The sequence below is a fragment of the Nocardia puris genome (assembly GCF_003315035.1).
Taxonomy (GTDB): domain Bacteria; phylum Actinomycetota; class Actinomycetes; order Mycobacteriales; family Mycobacteriaceae; genus Nocardia; species Nocardia puris.
The window spans coordinates 420614-435524 of the sequence record NZ_QNRE01000003.1 but is presented as its reverse complement, the minus strand read 5'-3'; the positions used below and the strand labels follow the sequence as shown (position 1 = coordinate 435524).

Sequence of the window (14911 nt, the reverse complement as noted above, 5' to 3'; positions counted from 1 at the left end):
GATAATATTCCAGTACCGTCCGGTCCGTGCATGTTCTGACGCAGACCCCGCGGGTGCCGGTTGCCGCACCGGAGCGCCCGATCAGCTACGAGGAGTTCGGCCGCCGCTTCCTCGAGTACGCCGTCTCCGAGGAGCGCATCGCGGCCGCGTTCGCCGCGCTCACCGGCACCGCCTTCGACGTCGGTCCGATCCGGGTCGGGCCTGCCCGGCTGGCCAAGGTCGCCGCCCACGTGCGGCTCGGGGAACCGCTCGTGCACCGTCGCGTCGACGAGATCATCGACTTCGGGTTGGTGCTGCCGCTGCGCGTGGGCCTGCTGGTCGATCTCGGTATCGACCGGCACCGCTTCGAGGTGGACGGCGCCATCCAGCTGCGCCTGGCCGCCCGCACCGCCGAGCCCCTGCGCGTGCTCATCGACATCGCCGACCCGCATCCGCGCGACGTGCGCGTCAACGTGGCCGCGGGCACGAAACGCGCCCAGCTCCTTCGTCACCTGGTGGGCGTGGACGAGGAGATCCGCCGCTTCGTCGCCACGTATCTCAGCGCCGAACTCCGCAAACCTCACATCGCCGCCGTCCTCGATATCGACGTGGCGACCCGCCTGGATCGGGCCTGGGCATTGTAGATCGGGAGTTTGTGCACCCCAGTGGAATTCGATTCTATGTAGCTATTCCCGCTGCCGCGCGGGGTGTTCGGTGCGCCGGTGCCTGTAATGCCCGGTATGTCTGAATATTTCAGAGTTTCCGCAAGCGGAGCCTGTTGATGCTGTGGTCGGCGTCCTTGCGCAGGACGAGGGTGGCGCGCGGCCGCGTCGGCAGGATGTTGTCGACGAGGTTGGGGCGGTTGGTGGAGTTCCAGATCTCCTTGGCGGCGGCGGTGGCCTGTTCGTCGGTGAAATTGGCGTAGTGGTGGAAATGGGCGTCGGGGTCGGCGAACGCGGTGGCGCGCAGCGTGAGAAACCTTTGCACGTACCAGTTCTCGATGTCCTCGATGCGGGCGTCGACGTAGATGGAGAAATCGAACAGATCCGAGACCATCAAACGCGGACCCGTCTGTAAAACGTTGAGCCCCTCCACGATCAGGATGTCGGGATGGCGCACGCAGTGCAGTTTGCCCGGCACGATGTCGTAGGAGATGTGCGAGTACACCGGCGCGCACACCTCGGACGCACCGGATTTCACCTCGGTGACGAAGCGCAGCAGCTTGCGGCGGTCGTAGCTCTCCGGGAATCCCTTGCGGTGCATGATCCCACGCCGGGTGAGTTCCGCGGTCGGGTAGAGGAACCCGTCGGTTGTGACCAAATCCACACGCGGATGGTGATCCCAGCGCGCCAGCAACGCCTGCAACACACGCGCCGTGGTGGACTTCCCGACCGCGACACTGCCCGCCACGCCGATCACGAAGGGCACCTGGCGGTCCGGATGCGTCTCCCCGAGGAATGTCGCGGTGGCCGCGAAAAGCCGTTGCCTGGCGGCGACTTGGAGGTGGATCAGACGAGCGAGCGGCAGATAGACCTCGGCCACTTCCTCCAGGTCGATCTGTTCGCCGAGACCGCGCAAACCGATGAGTTCTTCCTCGGTGAGCACCAGGGGAGTCGATTTGCGAAGGGTTCGCCACTGCTTCCGGTCGAATTCCACATACGGACTCGGCTCGCTCATTCGTGCCACTTACCCGACGCTCCGTTTCGGCAAACACGCACTCCTGTCGGGTCCCCCCGGTGAGATTCGGTCCAGCTCTTGCCGCATGGACGAATTGTTCCCCCGGTACCGGCGCGGGGTGAAACGGGGGGTCCCGCTACCGGTTGGTAACCGCCCGGACGTGCGGTGATCATCACAGCGCCTAACACGCGCGCGCGTGCGCGCTAGGGTCGGCCGGTATGGAAGCGCATCCGCTCGTCACCGAGTACCTGCGGCTCGGTCTAGCCTTCGATCGCCTCGAATCCGGTTTCGTGGACGCCTACACCGGCGATCCCCAATTGCGCAGGGACAGCGAGAACGCACCCGCGCCGCAGCCGCGCGAGCTGGCCCGCAAGGCCGCCGATCTGCGCTCGGCGCTGCCCGACGCGGGCCTGGTCCCGGAGCGCACCGAATTCCTGGACGCGCACCTGCGCGCGCTGGAGACCTCCGCGCGCAAGTTCGCCGGCGAGGACATCCCGTTCGTCGAGGAGGTCCGCTCCTACTTCGACGTCGACATCGCGCCCGGCGACGAGGCCGACTACCGCGAGGCGCACCGTCGCATGGACGAGGTGCTGGCCGGCGACGGCACGCTGGCCGAACGCGTCGCCGCGCACCGCAAGGCCGACGAGATCCCGCCGGAGCGGCTGCGCGACTGCGTGGAGGCGTTCTCCGGCGCGCTGCGCGAACTGGTCCGCGCCCGCTATCCGCTGCCCGACCACGAACACGTCGCCTACGAGGTGGTCGGCGACAAGCCGTGGTCCGGATTCAACTACTACCTGGGCGATTACCGGTCGACGGTCGCGATCAACTCGGACCTGAAGCAGCACATGGCGAACCTGCCGCATCTGATCGCGCACGAGTCCTATCCGGGCCACCACACCGAGCACTGCCGCAAGGAGGCCGGGTTGGTGGCGGCGGGACAGGCGGAACAGACGCTGTTCCTGGTGAACACGCCGCAGTGCCTGATGGCGGAGGGTCTGGCCGATCTGGCCCTGCGGTCGATCGTCGGCCCCGGCTGGGGTAAGTGGGCGCAGGAGATCTACGCGGATCTCGGCTTGCGTTTCGACGGGGAACGCGCCGAGCGGCTGGCCGAGGCGTCGGCGCAACTGCTCGGTGTGCGGCAGGACGCGGCGCTGCTCCTGCACGACCGCCGCCTCGACGAGACCGAGGTGGCGGAGTTCCTCCAGCGGTGGAATCTGTTGCCGCCGGAGCGGGCGCGCCAATCGCTGCGGTTCCTCTCCTCGCCGCTGTGGCGGGCCTACATCAGCACCTACGTGGAAGGGTATCGGTTGCTCGGCGGGTGGCTGGATCGCGCGGCCGACGCCGACGACCGGGCCGAGCGCTTCCGGCGGCTGCTGGACGAGCCGCTCACACCCGCCGCCGTGCGCCGGATGTGAGCGGCCGCGCCGTCACTGGATGATCGCGCAGCCCTGGCCGGACGAGATCGAACAGATCAGCCAGGAGATGGTGCGCAGCAGCGCTTCGATCGGGTTGTTGGGCACGGAGACCGGGTGCAGCATGGGTGACACTTCCTTCGGATGGTCGGGCATGACGTACACCCGGTAGACCGGTCCGCGCCGGGCCTCTCGTTACCCGTTGTCCTGCCCCGAATATTCGGGTCGACAGACGTATTCCCAGCTCAGGGCGGTTCGCTCGGTCCGGGCGATGCCTACGGGTGATCGCCGGACCCCGGTCAGGACGTGAAGGTGATGCGCACCGAGACCGGGTCGGTCTCCAGCGCCCGCACCGTCCACGCGACGGCCGACCGCATGATCCGCCCGTCGGCGAAGGTCCGCGCCCGCGCCACCACGTCGTCGTCCGGGACGAATTCGGCGGTGCCGGTGTACCAGCGGTCGCCGCGGCGGATGCGCACCTGCGGGTCGGCGGCGATATTGCGCGCCCAGCCCGCCCGCTGCCCGTGCTGGCAGATGACCCAGGCGCCGTCGTCGTCGAAGGTCGCGGTCACCGGCACCCGGCGCGGCAGTCCGGTCTTCGCGCCGGTCGTCTCGAGTTCGGACACCAGCTTGGACCGGATACCGACGCGGTCGAGCGCGGCGACCGCCGGATTGGCGAGGTAGCGGCCGATGAACCGCTCCCGCTTGAACTTTCGCAGACTCGTCGAGGTCGGCACGGTGGGCTCCTTCAGCGGAAGATGACGCAGGTGGTGGTGGCGTGCGCGACGAGCCGGCCCTCGGCATCCAGGGCGCGGCCCTCGGCGGTGGCGGTGGTGCGGCCCACGTGGATGGTGGTGCCGGTGGCGGTGAGCTTGCGCCCGTCGGTGGGGACGGCGCGGATGTAGTTGATCTTGAGTTCGAGCGTGCTGTAGCCGACGCCGGCCTCCAGCGTGGTGTGCACGGCGCAGCCCATCACCGAGTCGAGCAGCGTGGCGCAGATGCCGCCGTGCGTGGTGCCCAGCGGGTTGGCGAACTCGGGCCGGGTGTGCAGCGCGAACGTCACGCGGCCGTGCTCGATCTCCTCGACCTCGAAGCCGAGCAGATCGCCGATGACGGGCGGGCGGTCCTCCAGCGCCAGCGCGGTGCGCAGCAATTCGAGCCCGGAGAGCTGGGCCGGATCGATCGGGGCGGCGGTACTCATGGGTGATTCCGTCCTTTCGGTGAACCGATCGGTCCACATCTGTCATGATTGCAACATGGACCGATCGGTCCACGCAAGCGGAAGGAGCGACGCATGGGTATGGGGCCGCGCGACCGGCTGATCGAGGGCGCCATCGAGCTGGTGCGCGAACACGGGGTGCACGGCGCCGGACTGGCCGCCCTGCTCGAACGCAGCAACACCTCGCGCAATTCGCTCTACCAGCACTTCCCGTCCGGCAAGGGCGAACTGGTCGAGGCGGCGACCAAGGCGGCGGGGCGGCGGATGTCGGCGTTGCTCACCGGCGTCACCGCGCAGGGTGCGCCGGCCGACTGGCTGGCGACGCTCGTCGACTGGTGGAAGCAGACCCTGGAGACCAGCGATTTCACCGCGGGCTGTCCGGTGGTGGGCGCGGCGCTGGCCGAATCGGAGCCGCGCGCGCAATCGGCTGCGGGCGAGGTCTTCGGCGACTGGACCGAACTGCTCGCCGCCGCTCTCGCCGAGCACGGGGTGGGCGCCGAACGGTCGCGCTCGCTGGCGAGCTTCGTCATCAGCGCGATCGAGGGCGCCATCGTGCAGTCCCGCGCGGGCAAGACGACCCGCCCGCTCGACGACGTGGCGGCCAACCTCGCGCTGCTGCTCGACGCCGGACCGCCGCGGACCTGAGGCCGGATGTGTGCCATATCACCCCGCGGTCACCGGTCGAACCCCGCGTGATCTGCGCCGACGCGGCCCCATAGACTGGGCCGGTGACGCAGACGACCGCCTCTGTCAATTCCCAGTCCCTCGGTGAGCTCGATCCCGAGCTGGCTGCCGCGATGGCAGGCGAGCTCGCCAGGGAGCGCGACACCCTCGAGATGATCGCCTCGGAGAACTTCGTGCCCCGCGCGGTGCTCCAGGCCCAGGGCAGCGTGCTCACCAACAAGTACGCCGAGGGCTACCCCGGCCGCCGCTACTACGGCGGCTGCGAGCACGTCGACGTCGTCGAGACGCTCGCCCGCGACCGCGCCAAGGAACTCTTCGGCGCCGAATTCGCCAACGTGCAGCCGCATTCCGGCGCGCAGGCCAACGCCGCGGTGCTGATGGCGCTGATGAACCCCGGCGAGAAGCTGCTCGGCCTCGACCTCGCGCACGGCGGTCACCTGACCCACGGCATGCGCCTGAACTTCTCGGGCAAGCTCTACGAGGTCCACTCCTACGGGGTGAGCAAAGAAGACCACCGGATCGACATGGACGAGGTCCGCAAGATCGCGCGGGAGGCGCAGCCGCGCGTGATCGTCGCGGGCTGGTCGGCCTACCCGCGCCACCAGGATTTTGCCGCGTTCCGCGAGATCGCCGACGAGGTCGGCGCCTACCTGTGGGTCGATATGGCGCACTTCGCCGGCCTGGTGGCCGCCGGGCTGCACCCCTCGCCGGTGCCCTACGCCGACGTGGTCTCCTCCACCGTGCACAAGACCCTGGGCGGCCCGCGCTCCGGCCTGATCCTGGCCAAGCAGGAGTGGGCCAAGAAGCTCAACAGCGCCGTGTTCCCCGGCCAGCAGGGCGGTCCGCTCATGCACGCGATCGCCGCGAAGGCCGTGGCGTTCAAGATCGCGGGTACCCCGGAGTTCCGTGACCGTCAGGAGCGCACGCTCTCGGGCGCGAAGATCCTGGCCGAGCGCCTCACCGGCGCCGATGTGGCGGGCAAGGGGGTCAGCGTGCTGACCGGCGGCACCGATGTGCACCTGGTGCTGGTGGATCTGCGCAACTCGCAGCTCGACGGCCAGCAGGGCGAGGATCTGCTGCACGAGATCGGTATCACGGTGAACCGCAACGCCGTTCCGTTCGACCCGCGCCCGCCGATGGTCACCTCCGGCCTGCGCATCGGCACCGCCGCGCTGGCCACCCGCGGTTTCGGCGACGCCGAGTTCACCGAGGTCGCTGACATCATCGCCACCGCGCTCGCCGGCGGTTCCGATGTGGAGACGCTGCGCGGCCGCGTCACCGAACTCGCGCAGAGCGTGCCGCTGTACCAGGGTCTGGAAGACTGGAACCTGCTGGGCTGAGCCCGTTTTCGTCGAGCGCTCCCGTGCCGTTGGTGCGGGGGCGCTCGGCGTTTTCCGTGGAGGTCGAGTTCCGCGGTAGCTCACGTGGGTGGCGGTCGGCGTTCAGTGGATGCCGAGATTCGCTGTAACCGACGACAAGTGGGTGGTGCCGCTCGGCGTTTCAGTGGAAACTCAACTCGCGCAGGCGGGTTCGTTTGAGTTCGAAGAAGTGCCGGTGGGCGGTGAGCAGGCGGACGCCGTCGAAGAGGTCGAGGGCGTCGCGTCCGCGCGGGACGGCGCTGAGCACCGGGCCGAAGCAGGCCGCGCCGTCGATGCGGAGGACGGGTGTGCCGACGTCGGTGCCGACGGCCGCGATGGCCTCGGCGTGCTCCGCGCGCAGGGTGGCGTCGGCGGCGGTGATGTCGGCCGGTGGCTCGAGGCCGATGGTGTGGAGAGCGGCGTCCACGGCAGTGGTGAGCTGAGTCGCCCACGGCCGCTGATCTTCTCGGGCGGCGATGACGATGTCGGTGTGGGCGGGCGTGAAGAATGTGCGCCCGAACTCGCGGTAGAACCGGGTGAACGTGGCCTCCCCGTGCGCGGCGCGTATCCCGGCGGCGAGATGGGTGAGCCGGTCGGCGACCGCTAGCTGCGCGCGGTAGTCGGGTGCGGGGGCGGTGTTGAGCAGGTGAAGGCTCATCAGGCGCAAGCGCAGCGCGATCGGCCTGCGCTGATGCACTTCCTCGCTGAGCCACCGGTACGCGATCCAGGTGTACGGGCACGCCGGATCGACGAACAGCTCCACACGGTGCACCATGGGGTCACCCCTTCGGGAGTTGGTCAGCTTATCTGATCAATATAGTCAGATAAGCTGACCAATTCAAGGGCTGGCCGTCAGGTGATCACTGCTCGAAGACCTTCTTCCGCGCGGCTTTCGCGGCAGTGTGCGCGGTCGCCGTCTGCTCGAAATCGCCACGCTGTCCGCGTGCGCGCCGCCGTCGCGCCGCGTTCACGCGTCGCGCGCTGGAGGCCGCCGCGTGCGGCGCTGACGGCGTCGTCGGTAGTGGCTCCCATCGAACGCGTCGCCCTGTCGAGGGCGTCGTCGTCCGGACCGATTCGAGTGACAGGCAGGGAACCCCTCAGGTGATTGTGCAAGTTACGAGCATCGCTGTCCCGAGCGGGGCGTCCGCTCATCGGTCGAGGCGGGCGCGGGTGCGGACTATGGACTCGTCCAGGTAGCGGATGATGTCGGTGCTGCGGGCGGGGCGGATCATGAGGGAGCGGTTGGCGGGGACTTCGCAGTAGCGGCCGTCGGGGGTGTCGATCCAGCGGATGCGGCCCGTGCGTTGTGGGGTGGCATTGCGGGGGCCGAGCAGGACGGTGGCGGCGCCGCGGGTGGTGTATTTCTGGCGCCAGAAGCGGTGGTAGCGCTCCCTGGTGTCGTTGTCGGCGGCGCGGTCGCCTGCGATGTCGTCGAGTAGGTAGCCGCGTTCGGCGACGGTGCCCGGCGGCGGATCGGGCAGCAGCCGCACGAGTTCGGTAGCGAGCTGGTCGACGCGACAGCGACGCACTTGGATCTTCCCGCCATCGGGCGCCGGGTTCTGGAATGCGACCACGCCCGCACCCGCGCGGTTCCCGCAGCCGATACCGCGCATCTCGATCCCGCCCTTGCGGTTGTCGATGCCAAGGAGTTCGACGCGCCAGTCGGGGTGGGCCAGCACGTGCAGGCAGCGGTGCAGCGGCGTGTGCTCCTCGTCCTCCAGTTCGGCGCGGAAATCCCTTTGGTAGTCGCGGTATTCGCGCAGACCGGGGTAGCGGCTGGTGAAGCGGAACGGGAACGGCATCCGATCCAGTCCGGTGCCGAACCACAGCGCCGCGAATTGCTCGGACGAGAACGTCCAGCGGCTCATCAGTCGGCCCCCAGGGCGGGCGGCACCGTCTTGGGGATCTCGCCGATCAGTTCTCGACCGTGCTCTTCGGAGCGGAGGTACCGGGCCGTGTCGTGTTCGCCGTCCTCCTCCTTTCGCGCCCGGGGTGCGGCGGCGAACGCACCGGCGTAACCCGGTGCGCCGGGAAGAGAAGGTCGGGGTTGGCCGGGCTGTGGCTGGGGAGTCGTGGGTGTGGCGGCGACCGACGAGCCCGGCGCGGGTGGGGGAGTGGGGAGACCGGTGCTGCCCGTCGGAATGCCTGGGCGGGAAGGGGTTTCCGGTGTGGGGGAGAAGCCTGGCGGTGCGGGTTGGCCTGTGTATGCGGGTGCGGGCGTTGGTGTGGGGCTTGCGATGGGGGTGGTGCCGATGGGTGACGTGGGTGCTGGGCCGGGCTGGTATCCCTGCGGTTGGTGTGCGGGTGGCTGTGAAAGCGACTGCGCGGTAACCGAGTTCGACGGGGTGGTGTCGTTCGGTGTGGACGTGCCCGGGGCCGGGTGGTTGTTACCCGGTTGGTCACCGGAGTTCGTCTCGCCGCCACCGGGTCGCGGGGCACCGTCCGACGATCGATCATCCGTGGCGTGGTCCGGATCTGTCACGGGGTCCGTACCGCTCGGATTCTCCTGTGCGGCCGGATCCTCCGGGTTCTGGTCCGGCGACTCGCTCTCGGGGGTCGCACCCGGCTCGGCCTGGTCGTCGCCCGACTGGTTGGCGGGATCGCCCTGGGCCTCGGATTGATCGTCGGGCCGGCCCTGTTCGCCGGGCTGGTCGCCGCCCAGCAAGGAGTCCTGCGAGCCTTGCGTGGAATTTTCGGGTCGATTCCCGCCTGCGCCGTCACCGTCGTCCCCGGCGGGATTCGTATCCACCTCCGAGTTCGCACCCTGATCCGCGTCGATTCCCTGATCGGCATCGGTGCCTGCACCCGTACCGGTTCCTTCGCCCGCATCAGTTCCGTGACCCGCACCGGTTCCGTGACCGGCATCAGCTCCCTGATCCGCGCCGCTGTCCGGTTCGCGACCGGCGTCCGTACCCCAGCCCTCCTCGCCCCCCGGATCGCCGGATCCGCCGCTCCACACCCCGAGCAGCGGACCCCAACCACCACCCGCCCCCGACGAAGACGCGAACGGCTCCGGCAAGGTCGGCAGACTCCCCGCGACGCGCAGAAACGGCTCGATATACAGCGCGTGCATATCGTCGCGCGCCTGTTCCTCCGCCGAATTACGTTCCCCCGCTGCAGTTTCCGACCCGCCCGGTTCGGGAATGGCGGCCTTGAACCGCGCAGCCGCTTCCCCCGCCGCGACGATCGGCTCGCTCTGCGCCCCCAACGCCGCGCCCAGGTCTCCCAGTCCCGCGACGAACTCGCGCACGTGCCGCGCGGCCGACTCCGCCGCCTCGCCTTCCCAGCCCTGTTCCATCGCCTGCGCCGCCGCCGCGCCGAACTCCTCGCCCGCCCCCGCGACCGTGGCCGCCAGTGCCGCCCACGCTCGGCTCGCGGCACCGGCCGCACCGGGGTCCATACCGTCGGCCGCGGCCTTGATCTCGGCGTGGGTGAGGCTGTGCGCGTTCTCGGGATCGGTGATCGCCCGCCCGTCCGTGCCTCGCACCGTCATCTCGACGCCCCTTCGTCAGTGCTCGTTTGACCCTATAGACGCACCCACTCCCCGCCGGGTTCCACTGAAACGCAATCGATTACCTCTGATCACCGCTACCTCTGATCACCGCGCCGCGACGGCCGGATAGTCGATCAGGTCGATGTCCTCGGCGGCTTTGTCGCCGACCCCGCGTCATGAGCGCGAACAGCGGCGAGTTCACGAACCGGTTGCGCAGCCGGATGCCCGTCGCGGTCCGCGGGGCCAGGAACCGCCCGGGATTCGTCTGCCCGCCGAGCTGGGCGTAGCGGCGTCAGCATGCGGGGGATCTCCCAACCCAGTCCCGCGAAGCCTTCCCGGACGATACGTCGCTGCGCGTCCACATCGTCGCGCATAGGCGAATTCGTCGGACGCGAAAAGGTAGAATTGCTGGGCTTTCGGCCCGCCACTCATCGCCAGTCGGCCGGGCGCGTTGAAGCCGTATGCGGTGAGGCGATCACGGTTCTGCTCATCACCCCACGGACTCGCGGCGGCGACGCAGTTGTAATACCCCAGGTGCTTGACGTGTTCGCGCTCAGGCCCGAACGCCAGATGCCTGACCCGGGAATGTATTCCGTCCGCGCCGATGACCAGATCGAACGTCTGCGGCGCACCGTGTTCGAAGGTGACCCGCACACCGTCGCTCGCCTCCGACAGGTCCGCAATCGTGTCGCCGAAGACGTACGTGCAGGTGTCCGCCGTGTGGCGATAGAGGATTTCGGCGAGGTCGCCGCGCTGGATCTCCACATCGCCACCGGTGAACTCGCCGGGCAGCGTCGCGCGGCGTCGATCCTTTTCGTCGACGAATACGAAGTCCGTCGTGCCGGTGCGCTGTCGATGTACCTCGTCCCAGATGCCCATACGTTCCAGCACGGTGCGGTGGGTGCGGCCTTTGAAGTCCACGGCCTGCACGCCCGGTCGCGGCGCGGCGGCGCGTTCCACGACGGTGACGGTCCAACCGAATCGTGCAGCCAATAGGCCGTCGCGGGCCCGGCGATACCGGCACCGGAGATGAGCGCGCGCATGAGGTCTCCAATCTACTGCGTCCGACGGAATCTGTTTCCGATGGACGCAAATTAGCGTATGGTAGACACAGTTACCTGGTCAACCCCCGGAGGAGCCGCCGATGACGTCGCCGAGCACCGTCGAATTGCTATGGGGCACCGCGCGACCGGCCCGCCGCGGTCCGAAACCCGCGCTCACGCTCGGCGGCATCGTGGACGCCGCGATCGGGCTGGCCGACGCCGACGGACTGGCGAACCTGTCGATGCAGCGGCTCGCTGAGCGTCTCGGCTTCACGAAGATGTCCCTGTACCGCTACGTGCCGGGAAAAGAGCAGCTCACCGCCCTGATGCTGGACGCGGCCATGGGGGAACCGCCGTCCCGCGCGAGTGACTCGTGGCGAGCGGGTCTGCGCGACTGGGCGCACGCGTTGTTCACGCGCTACCGCGCGCACCCGTGGGCCCTGGAACTCGCCGTCGGCCCGCGCCCGATCGGCCCGAACGAGATGGGCTGGCTGGACGCGGCGTTGCGGGCCATGGACGGCACCGGGATGACCGGCCCGGAGCGGCTCGACACCGTCGTCCTGCTCAGCGGCCACGTCCGCGCCCTCGCCCAGCAACTGGGCACCGCCTCCGACGACGTCAGCGCCGACCGCATCCAGTCCGCTTATCGCGACACCTTCGCGGCCGCGGGCGACCGCTACCCCGCGGTTCTCGCCGCGTTCGCGGAGGAGGCCGAACAGGAAAGTTCCGGCGCCGCACTGGACTTCGGCATCGACCGCATCCTCGACGGCCTGGCCGCCCTGATCGCGAATCGGGCCATCTCGAACCCGCCGACGCCCGGCTCGGCCTAGAGTCGAGAAATGTCCGAGGAACTCGACCTCCAGCAGGACTCGATCACCACGGTGCGGGAGTTCTTCGCCGCGCTCGGGCTCGGCGCCGTCGACGAGGCGCTGGAACTGCTCGCCCCGGACGCGGTATGGCGGAACACCTCGCTCCCCGATATGCGCGGTGCGATGGTGGGGCGGGTGCTGCGCGGCCTGGAGCGGCCGTGGCTGGGTTTCGACGTGCGCATCCACCACATTGCCGCCGACCGCGACGTCGTGCTCACCGACCGCACCGACATCCTGATCTTCGGCCCGCTGCGCGTCGAGTTCTGGGTGGCGGGCACGTTCGAGCTACGCGACGGCCGAATCACGCTGTGGCACGACCACTTCAGCTGGGAGAACCTGCTGCGCGGGGTCGCGGTGGGCGCCGCACGAGCCGCTCTGGGACGCGGCCGCCAGCGTCAGGAATGCTCGACCAAGTAGTCCAGGTAGTACGGCCGCAACTGTTCGGCAAGCGCCCCGTCCCCGGCGTGGATGTAGTCGTCGATGAGCGGGAGCACGTACTTGATCTCGGCCTCGCTCTCGCCGAGATTGCCCGCGGCGGCCTCCGCGGCGGGGATGCGGGTGAGCAGTTTCCACAGGTATTTGACGTCCCCGCGCCGCACCGCCAGCCGCACCGCGCGGTCGTGCAGTTCCTTGGACGACAGCTTCTCGAGTTCTTCCTGACCGGCCATGTCAGCGACTCTATCCGGCGGGGGTGACCTGCGGGAACACCCTGGCGAACGGGACGTGCGATGCGCCCGTTAACGGGATCTTCACCGACACGCCTATTCGTCGGCGAGCGCGGACCGGGTGGTCGGCGGTAGCGTCGGTGGTGCGGGTCGCGTCGGTGTGGTCCGTACGGGAGGTCCTGACCGTGACTGAGCTACTCAGTACGAGGGGGCCGGCACCCGGCCCTCGTGGCATCTGACGCAAGTCGGGTCCATCAGGACGGACCGGTCCAGCGAGATCGTCCGCACGGGTGCCGCGCGGACACAAAAGGAGCCCACCGTGACTGCTGCACGCTCCGTTTCCGCCCCCTCGGCGCCCTCCCGTTCCGCTGGTTCGGACGCCGCTGTCTCTTCCGACACCAAGGGGGACCGCCCCTCGCACACCCGTCACGCCGGTGCCAAGACGTTCGTCATCGATACGTCGGTCCTGCTCTCCGATCCCTGGGCGTTCACCCGGTTCGGCGAACACGACGTCGTGCTTCCGCTGGTCGTCATCAGCGAACTCGAAGGCAAGCGGCATCATCACGAACTGGGCTGGTTCGCGCGGGAGGCCCTGCGCAACCTGGACGATCTGCGCCTGCAGCACGGCAGGCTGGATCAGCGGGTGCCGATCGGCACCGAGGGCGGAACGCTGCAGGTGGAACTCAATCACACCGACCCCTCCGTGCTCCCGGTGGGCTTCCGCACCGACAGCAACGATTCCCGCATCCTGGCCTGCGCGCTGAACCTCTCCGCCGAGGGCCGCCGCGTGGTGATGGTGTCCAAGGACATCCCGCTGCGCGTCAAGGCGAGCGCGGTCGGTCTGCACGCCGACGAGTACCACGCCCAGGACGTGGTGACCTCCGGCTGGACCGGTATGACCGAGATCGACGTGGTCACCGACCGCATCGACCAGCTCTATGCCGAATCGGTGGTGGATCTGGAGGAGGCGCGAGAACTGCCGTGCCACACCGGCGTCCGGCTGCTCGGCCCGAGTTCCAGTGCGCTGGGCAGGGTCACGGCGGACAAGCGCGTGCAGCTGGTGCGCGAGCGCGAGGCGTTCGGCCTGCACGGCCGCTCCGCCGAACAGCGCATCGCGCTGGACCTGCTGCTCGACGAGAGCGTCGGCATCGTCTCCCTCGGCGGCAAGGCGGGCACCGGCAAGTCGGCGCTGGCGCTGACCGCCGGTCTCGAGGCCGTGCTGGAGCGCCGCACCCAGCGCAAGGTGGTGGTGTTCCGCCCGCTGTACGCGGTCGGTGGCCAGGATCTGGGCTACCTGCCCGGCACCGAGAGCGAGAAGATGGGCCCGTGGGCCCAGGCGGTCTTCGACACCCTCGACGGGCTGGCCTCGCCGGAGGTGATGGAGGAGGTGCTCAGCCGCGACATGCTGGAGGTGTTGCCGCTCACCCACATTCGGGGCCGCTCGCTGCACGACTCCTTCGTGATCGTCGACGAGGCGCAGTCACTGGAGCGCAATGTGCTGCTCACCGTGCTCAGCAGGCTCGGCACCGGATCGCGGGTGGTGCTCACCCACGACGTCGCCCAGCGCGACAACCTGCGCGTCGGCAGGCACGACGGTGTGGCCGCGGTGATCGAGAAGCTCAAGGGGCACCCGCTTTTCGCGCACATCACGCTGACCCGCAGCGAGCGTTCGCCGATTGCGGCGCTCGTCACCGAGATGCTGGAGGAGTACGGGCCCAACATGTGATAGCCAGGTGCGTGTTTCACACCACAGCGGGTGGGTAGACTCCGCCGAGTTACCCAGTTCGGGCGCGGTCCGGCGGGTCGTCTCACGATTCGCCGGGCCGTTGCCCGTTGTTGCCTACTCGAGAGGGGACCACATGCACCACGCTCGACGCACGGCTGGATTCACCATCGCACTCGCGGCCGCCGGCCTGCTGATCGCCGGTTGCGGCGACGACACCGACACCGACGGCGACAGCGCCACCACCACGACCGCCGCCGCGGCCACGACCACGCACGCGGGCGACCACACCACCTCCCCGGACGGCACCGCGATGCCGGCCCCCGGCGGTGCGGCGGGCGAGCAGACCACCATCGCCACGCCGGGCGGCGCCGAGGTCACCATCTCCGGGGACATCTACGAGAAGTACCTCGAATCGGGCGGCCTGACCGGTCCGCTCGGCGCCCCCGAGGAGGCCGAGGAGACCGGCCCGAACAACGGCCGCTACCAGGACTTCGTCGGCGGCACCATCTACGAGCCGGAGGAGGGCGAACCGCACATCGTGTGGGGCCTGATCCGCGAGGCGTGGGAGGAGAACGGCGGCGCCAACGGCGACCTCGGCTATCCGACCAGCGACGAGACCGACGTCCCCGGCGGCAAGCAGAGCGAGTTCACCGGCGGCACCATCACCTGGATCAACGGCGAGATCACCGTCACCCGGAATTAGTGATTCGTCACGACACCCGCGGCCCGTTCGCGGGTGTCGTGACGGTTCGATGTCCGTAGTGCCCCGCTGCGGGGCCCGAGCAG

Annotated in this window: 17 protein-coding genes; 8 read left to right on the top strand and 9 right to left on the bottom strand. The window is 69.2% G+C overall.

What is annotated here, in order from left to right; translation table 11 throughout:
- Positions 1-26 precede the first annotated feature (26 nt).
- Positions 27-623, top strand: coding sequence for a hypothetical protein (locus tag DFR74_RS12125; RefSeq protein WP_232331722.1), 597 nt, complete (start codon positions 27-29; stop codon positions 621-623).
- A gap of 109 nt (positions 624-732) precedes the next feature.
- Here the strand turns inward: DFR74_RS12125 and coaA are convergent, their stop codons facing one another.
- The gene (gene coaA / locus DFR74_RS12120; RefSeq protein ID WP_067508269.1) at positions 733-1665 is read right to left on the bottom strand and encodes a type I pantothenate kinase; all 933 of its coding nucleotides are present in this window, start codon (positions 1663-1665) and stop codon (positions 733-735) included.
- Between the two features lie 209 nt (positions 1666-1874).
- Here coaA and DFR74_RS12115 point away from each other — a divergent pair, with 209 nt between their 5' ends.
- Complete coding sequence (locus DFR74_RS12115) at positions 1875-3071, top strand: DUF885 domain-containing protein (protein ID WP_067508271.1); 1197 nt, start codon at positions 1875-1877, stop codon at positions 3069-3071.
- 12 nt (positions 3072-3083) lie between these two features.
- On the opposite strand, the gene DFR74_RS35915 is transcribed toward DFR74_RS12115, so the two are convergent.
- From DFR74_RS35915 to DFR74_RS12105, 3 genes are all read right to left on the bottom strand, one after another.
- Positions 3084-3224, bottom strand: coding sequence for a hypothetical protein (locus tag DFR74_RS35915; protein WP_157115827.1), 141 nt, complete (start codon positions 3222-3224; stop codon positions 3084-3086).
- Positions 3225-3367: 143 nt separating this feature from the next.
- Entirely contained in the window at positions 3368-3805 is a 438-nt protein-coding gene (locus DFR74_RS12110; RefSeq protein ID WP_232331723.1) for a nitroreductase/quinone reductase family protein, read from the bottom strand.
- An 11-nt stretch (positions 3806-3816) separates the two neighbouring features.
- On the bottom strand, positions 3817-4269 hold the full coding sequence (locus DFR74_RS12105) for a PaaI family thioesterase (RefSeq protein WP_067508338.1): 453 nt from the start codon (positions 4267-4269) through the stop codon (positions 3817-3819).
- A 93-nt stretch (positions 4270-4362) separates the two neighbouring features.
- Between DFR74_RS12105 and DFR74_RS12100 the strand changes: the two genes are divergently transcribed.
- Positions 4363-4932, top strand: coding sequence for a TetR/AcrR family transcriptional regulator (locus DFR74_RS12100; RefSeq protein ID WP_228789034.1), 570 nt, complete (start codon positions 4363-4365; stop codon positions 4930-4932).
- Positions 4933-5015: 83 nt separating this feature from the next.
- The gene (gene glyA / locus DFR74_RS12095; RefSeq protein WP_067508274.1) at positions 5016-6311 is read left to right on the top strand and encodes a serine hydroxymethyltransferase; all 1296 of its coding nucleotides are present in this window, start codon (positions 5016-5018) and stop codon (positions 6309-6311) included.
- 160 nt (positions 6312-6471) lie between these two features.
- Here the strand turns inward: glyA and DFR74_RS12090 are convergent, their stop codons facing one another.
- The 4 genes from DFR74_RS12090 to DFR74_RS12075 all read right to left on the bottom strand — a co-directional run bounded on the left by DFR74_RS12090 (position 6472) and on the right by DFR74_RS12075 (position 10782).
- Positions 6472-7104, bottom strand: coding sequence for a mycothiol-dependent nitroreductase Rv2466c family protein (locus DFR74_RS12090; protein WP_067508276.1), 633 nt, complete (start codon positions 7102-7104; stop codon positions 6472-6474).
- 373 nt (positions 7105-7477) lie between these two features.
- Positions 7478-8197 (bottom strand): ESX secretion-associated protein EspG, encoded by a 720-nt coding sequence (locus tag DFR74_RS12085; RefSeq protein ID WP_067508278.1) that lies wholly within the window; start codon positions 8195-8197, stop codon positions 7478-7480.
- On the bottom strand, positions 8197-9822 hold the full coding sequence (locus DFR74_RS12080) for a hypothetical protein (protein ID WP_067508280.1): 1626 nt from the start codon (positions 9820-9822) through the stop codon (positions 8197-8199). Before DFR74_RS12080 ends, DFR74_RS12085 begins: the two co-directional genes overlap by 1 nt.
- Before the next feature lie 198 nt (positions 9823-10020).
- Complete coding sequence (locus DFR74_RS12075; RefSeq protein WP_232331724.1) at positions 10021-10782, bottom strand: FAD-dependent monooxygenase; 762 nt, start codon at positions 10780-10782, stop codon at positions 10021-10023.
- A 184-nt stretch (positions 10783-10966) separates the two neighbouring features.
- On the opposite strand from DFR74_RS12075, the gene DFR74_RS12070 reads away from it, so the two are divergent.
- Together DFR74_RS12070 and DFR74_RS12065 are read left to right on the top strand one after the other, a co-directional pair.
- Complete coding sequence (locus tag DFR74_RS12070; RefSeq protein WP_067508282.1) at positions 10967-11695, top strand: TetR/AcrR family transcriptional regulator; 729 nt, start codon at positions 10967-10969, stop codon at positions 11693-11695.
- A gap of 9 nt (positions 11696-11704) precedes the next feature.
- Positions 11705-12151, top strand: coding sequence for a limonene-1,2-epoxide hydrolase family protein (locus DFR74_RS12065; RefSeq protein WP_067508284.1), 447 nt, complete (start codon positions 11705-11707; stop codon positions 12149-12151).
- Here the strand turns inward: DFR74_RS12065 and DFR74_RS12060 are convergent.
- Positions 12130-12402, bottom strand: a complete 273-nt coding sequence (locus DFR74_RS12060; RefSeq protein WP_067508286.1) for a hypothetical protein — start codon at positions 12400-12402, stop codon at positions 12130-12132. The two genes, DFR74_RS12065 and DFR74_RS12060, sit on opposite strands and share 22 nt — an antisense overlap.
- Before the next feature lie 316 nt (positions 12403-12718).
- Here DFR74_RS12060 and DFR74_RS12055 point away from each other — a divergent pair, with 316 nt between their 5' ends.
- The gene (locus DFR74_RS12055; RefSeq protein ID WP_067508288.1) at positions 12719-14125 is read left to right on the top strand and encodes a PhoH family protein; all 1407 of its coding nucleotides are present in this window, start codon (positions 12719-12721) and stop codon (positions 14123-14125) included.
- A gap of 133 nt (positions 14126-14258) precedes the next feature.
- Positions 14259-14828 carry an LGFP repeat-containing protein gene (locus tag DFR74_RS12050; RefSeq protein WP_067508290.1) on the top strand — a complete coding sequence of 190 codons (570 nt, stop codon included), beginning with the start codon at positions 14259-14261 and terminating at the stop codon, positions 14826-14828.
- Positions 14829-14911 lie beyond the last annotated feature (83 nt).

Bases quoted from the DNA above. Each gene is read 5' to 3' on its own strand.
- DFR74_RS12115 (WP_067508271.1), top strand. From the start codon at position 1,875: ATGGAAGCGCATCCGCTCGTCACCGAGTACCTGCGGCTCGGTCTAGCC.
- DFR74_RS35915 (WP_157115827.1), bottom strand. From the start codon at position 3,224: ATGCCCGACCATCCGAAGGAAGTGTCACCCATGCTGCACCCGGTCTCC.
- DFR74_RS12105 (WP_067508338.1), bottom strand. From the start codon at position 4,269: ATGAGTACCGCCGCCCCGATCGATCCGGCCCAGCTCTCCGGGCTCGAA.
- DFR74_RS12100 (WP_228789034.1), top strand. From the start codon at position 4,363: ATGGGTATGGGGCCGCGCGACCGGCTGATCGAGGGCGCCATCGAGCTG.
- DFR74_RS12090 (WP_067508276.1), bottom strand. From the start codon at position 7,104: ATGGTGCACCGTGTGGAGCTGTTCGTCGATCCGGCGTGCCCGTACACC.
- DFR74_RS12085 (WP_067508278.1), bottom strand. From the start codon at position 8,197: ATGAGCCGCTGGACGTTCTCGTCCGAGCAATTCGCGGCGCTGTGGTTC.
- DFR74_RS12080 (WP_067508280.1), bottom strand. From the start codon at position 9,822: ATGACGGTGCGAGGCACGGACGGGCGGGCGATCACCGATCCCGAGAAC.
- DFR74_RS12070 (WP_067508282.1), top strand. From the start codon at position 10,967: ATGACGTCGCCGAGCACCGTCGAATTGCTATGGGGCACCGCGCGACCG.
- DFR74_RS12065 (WP_067508284.1), top strand. From the start codon at position 11,705: ATGTCCGAGGAACTCGACCTCCAGCAGGACTCGATCACCACGGTGCGG.
- DFR74_RS12060 (WP_067508286.1), bottom strand. From the start codon at position 12,402: ATGGCCGGTCAGGAAGAACTCGAGAAGCTGTCGTCCAAGGAACTGCAC.
- DFR74_RS12050 (WP_067508290.1), top strand. From the start codon at position 14,259: ATGCACCACGCTCGACGCACGGCTGGATTCACCATCGCACTCGCGGCC.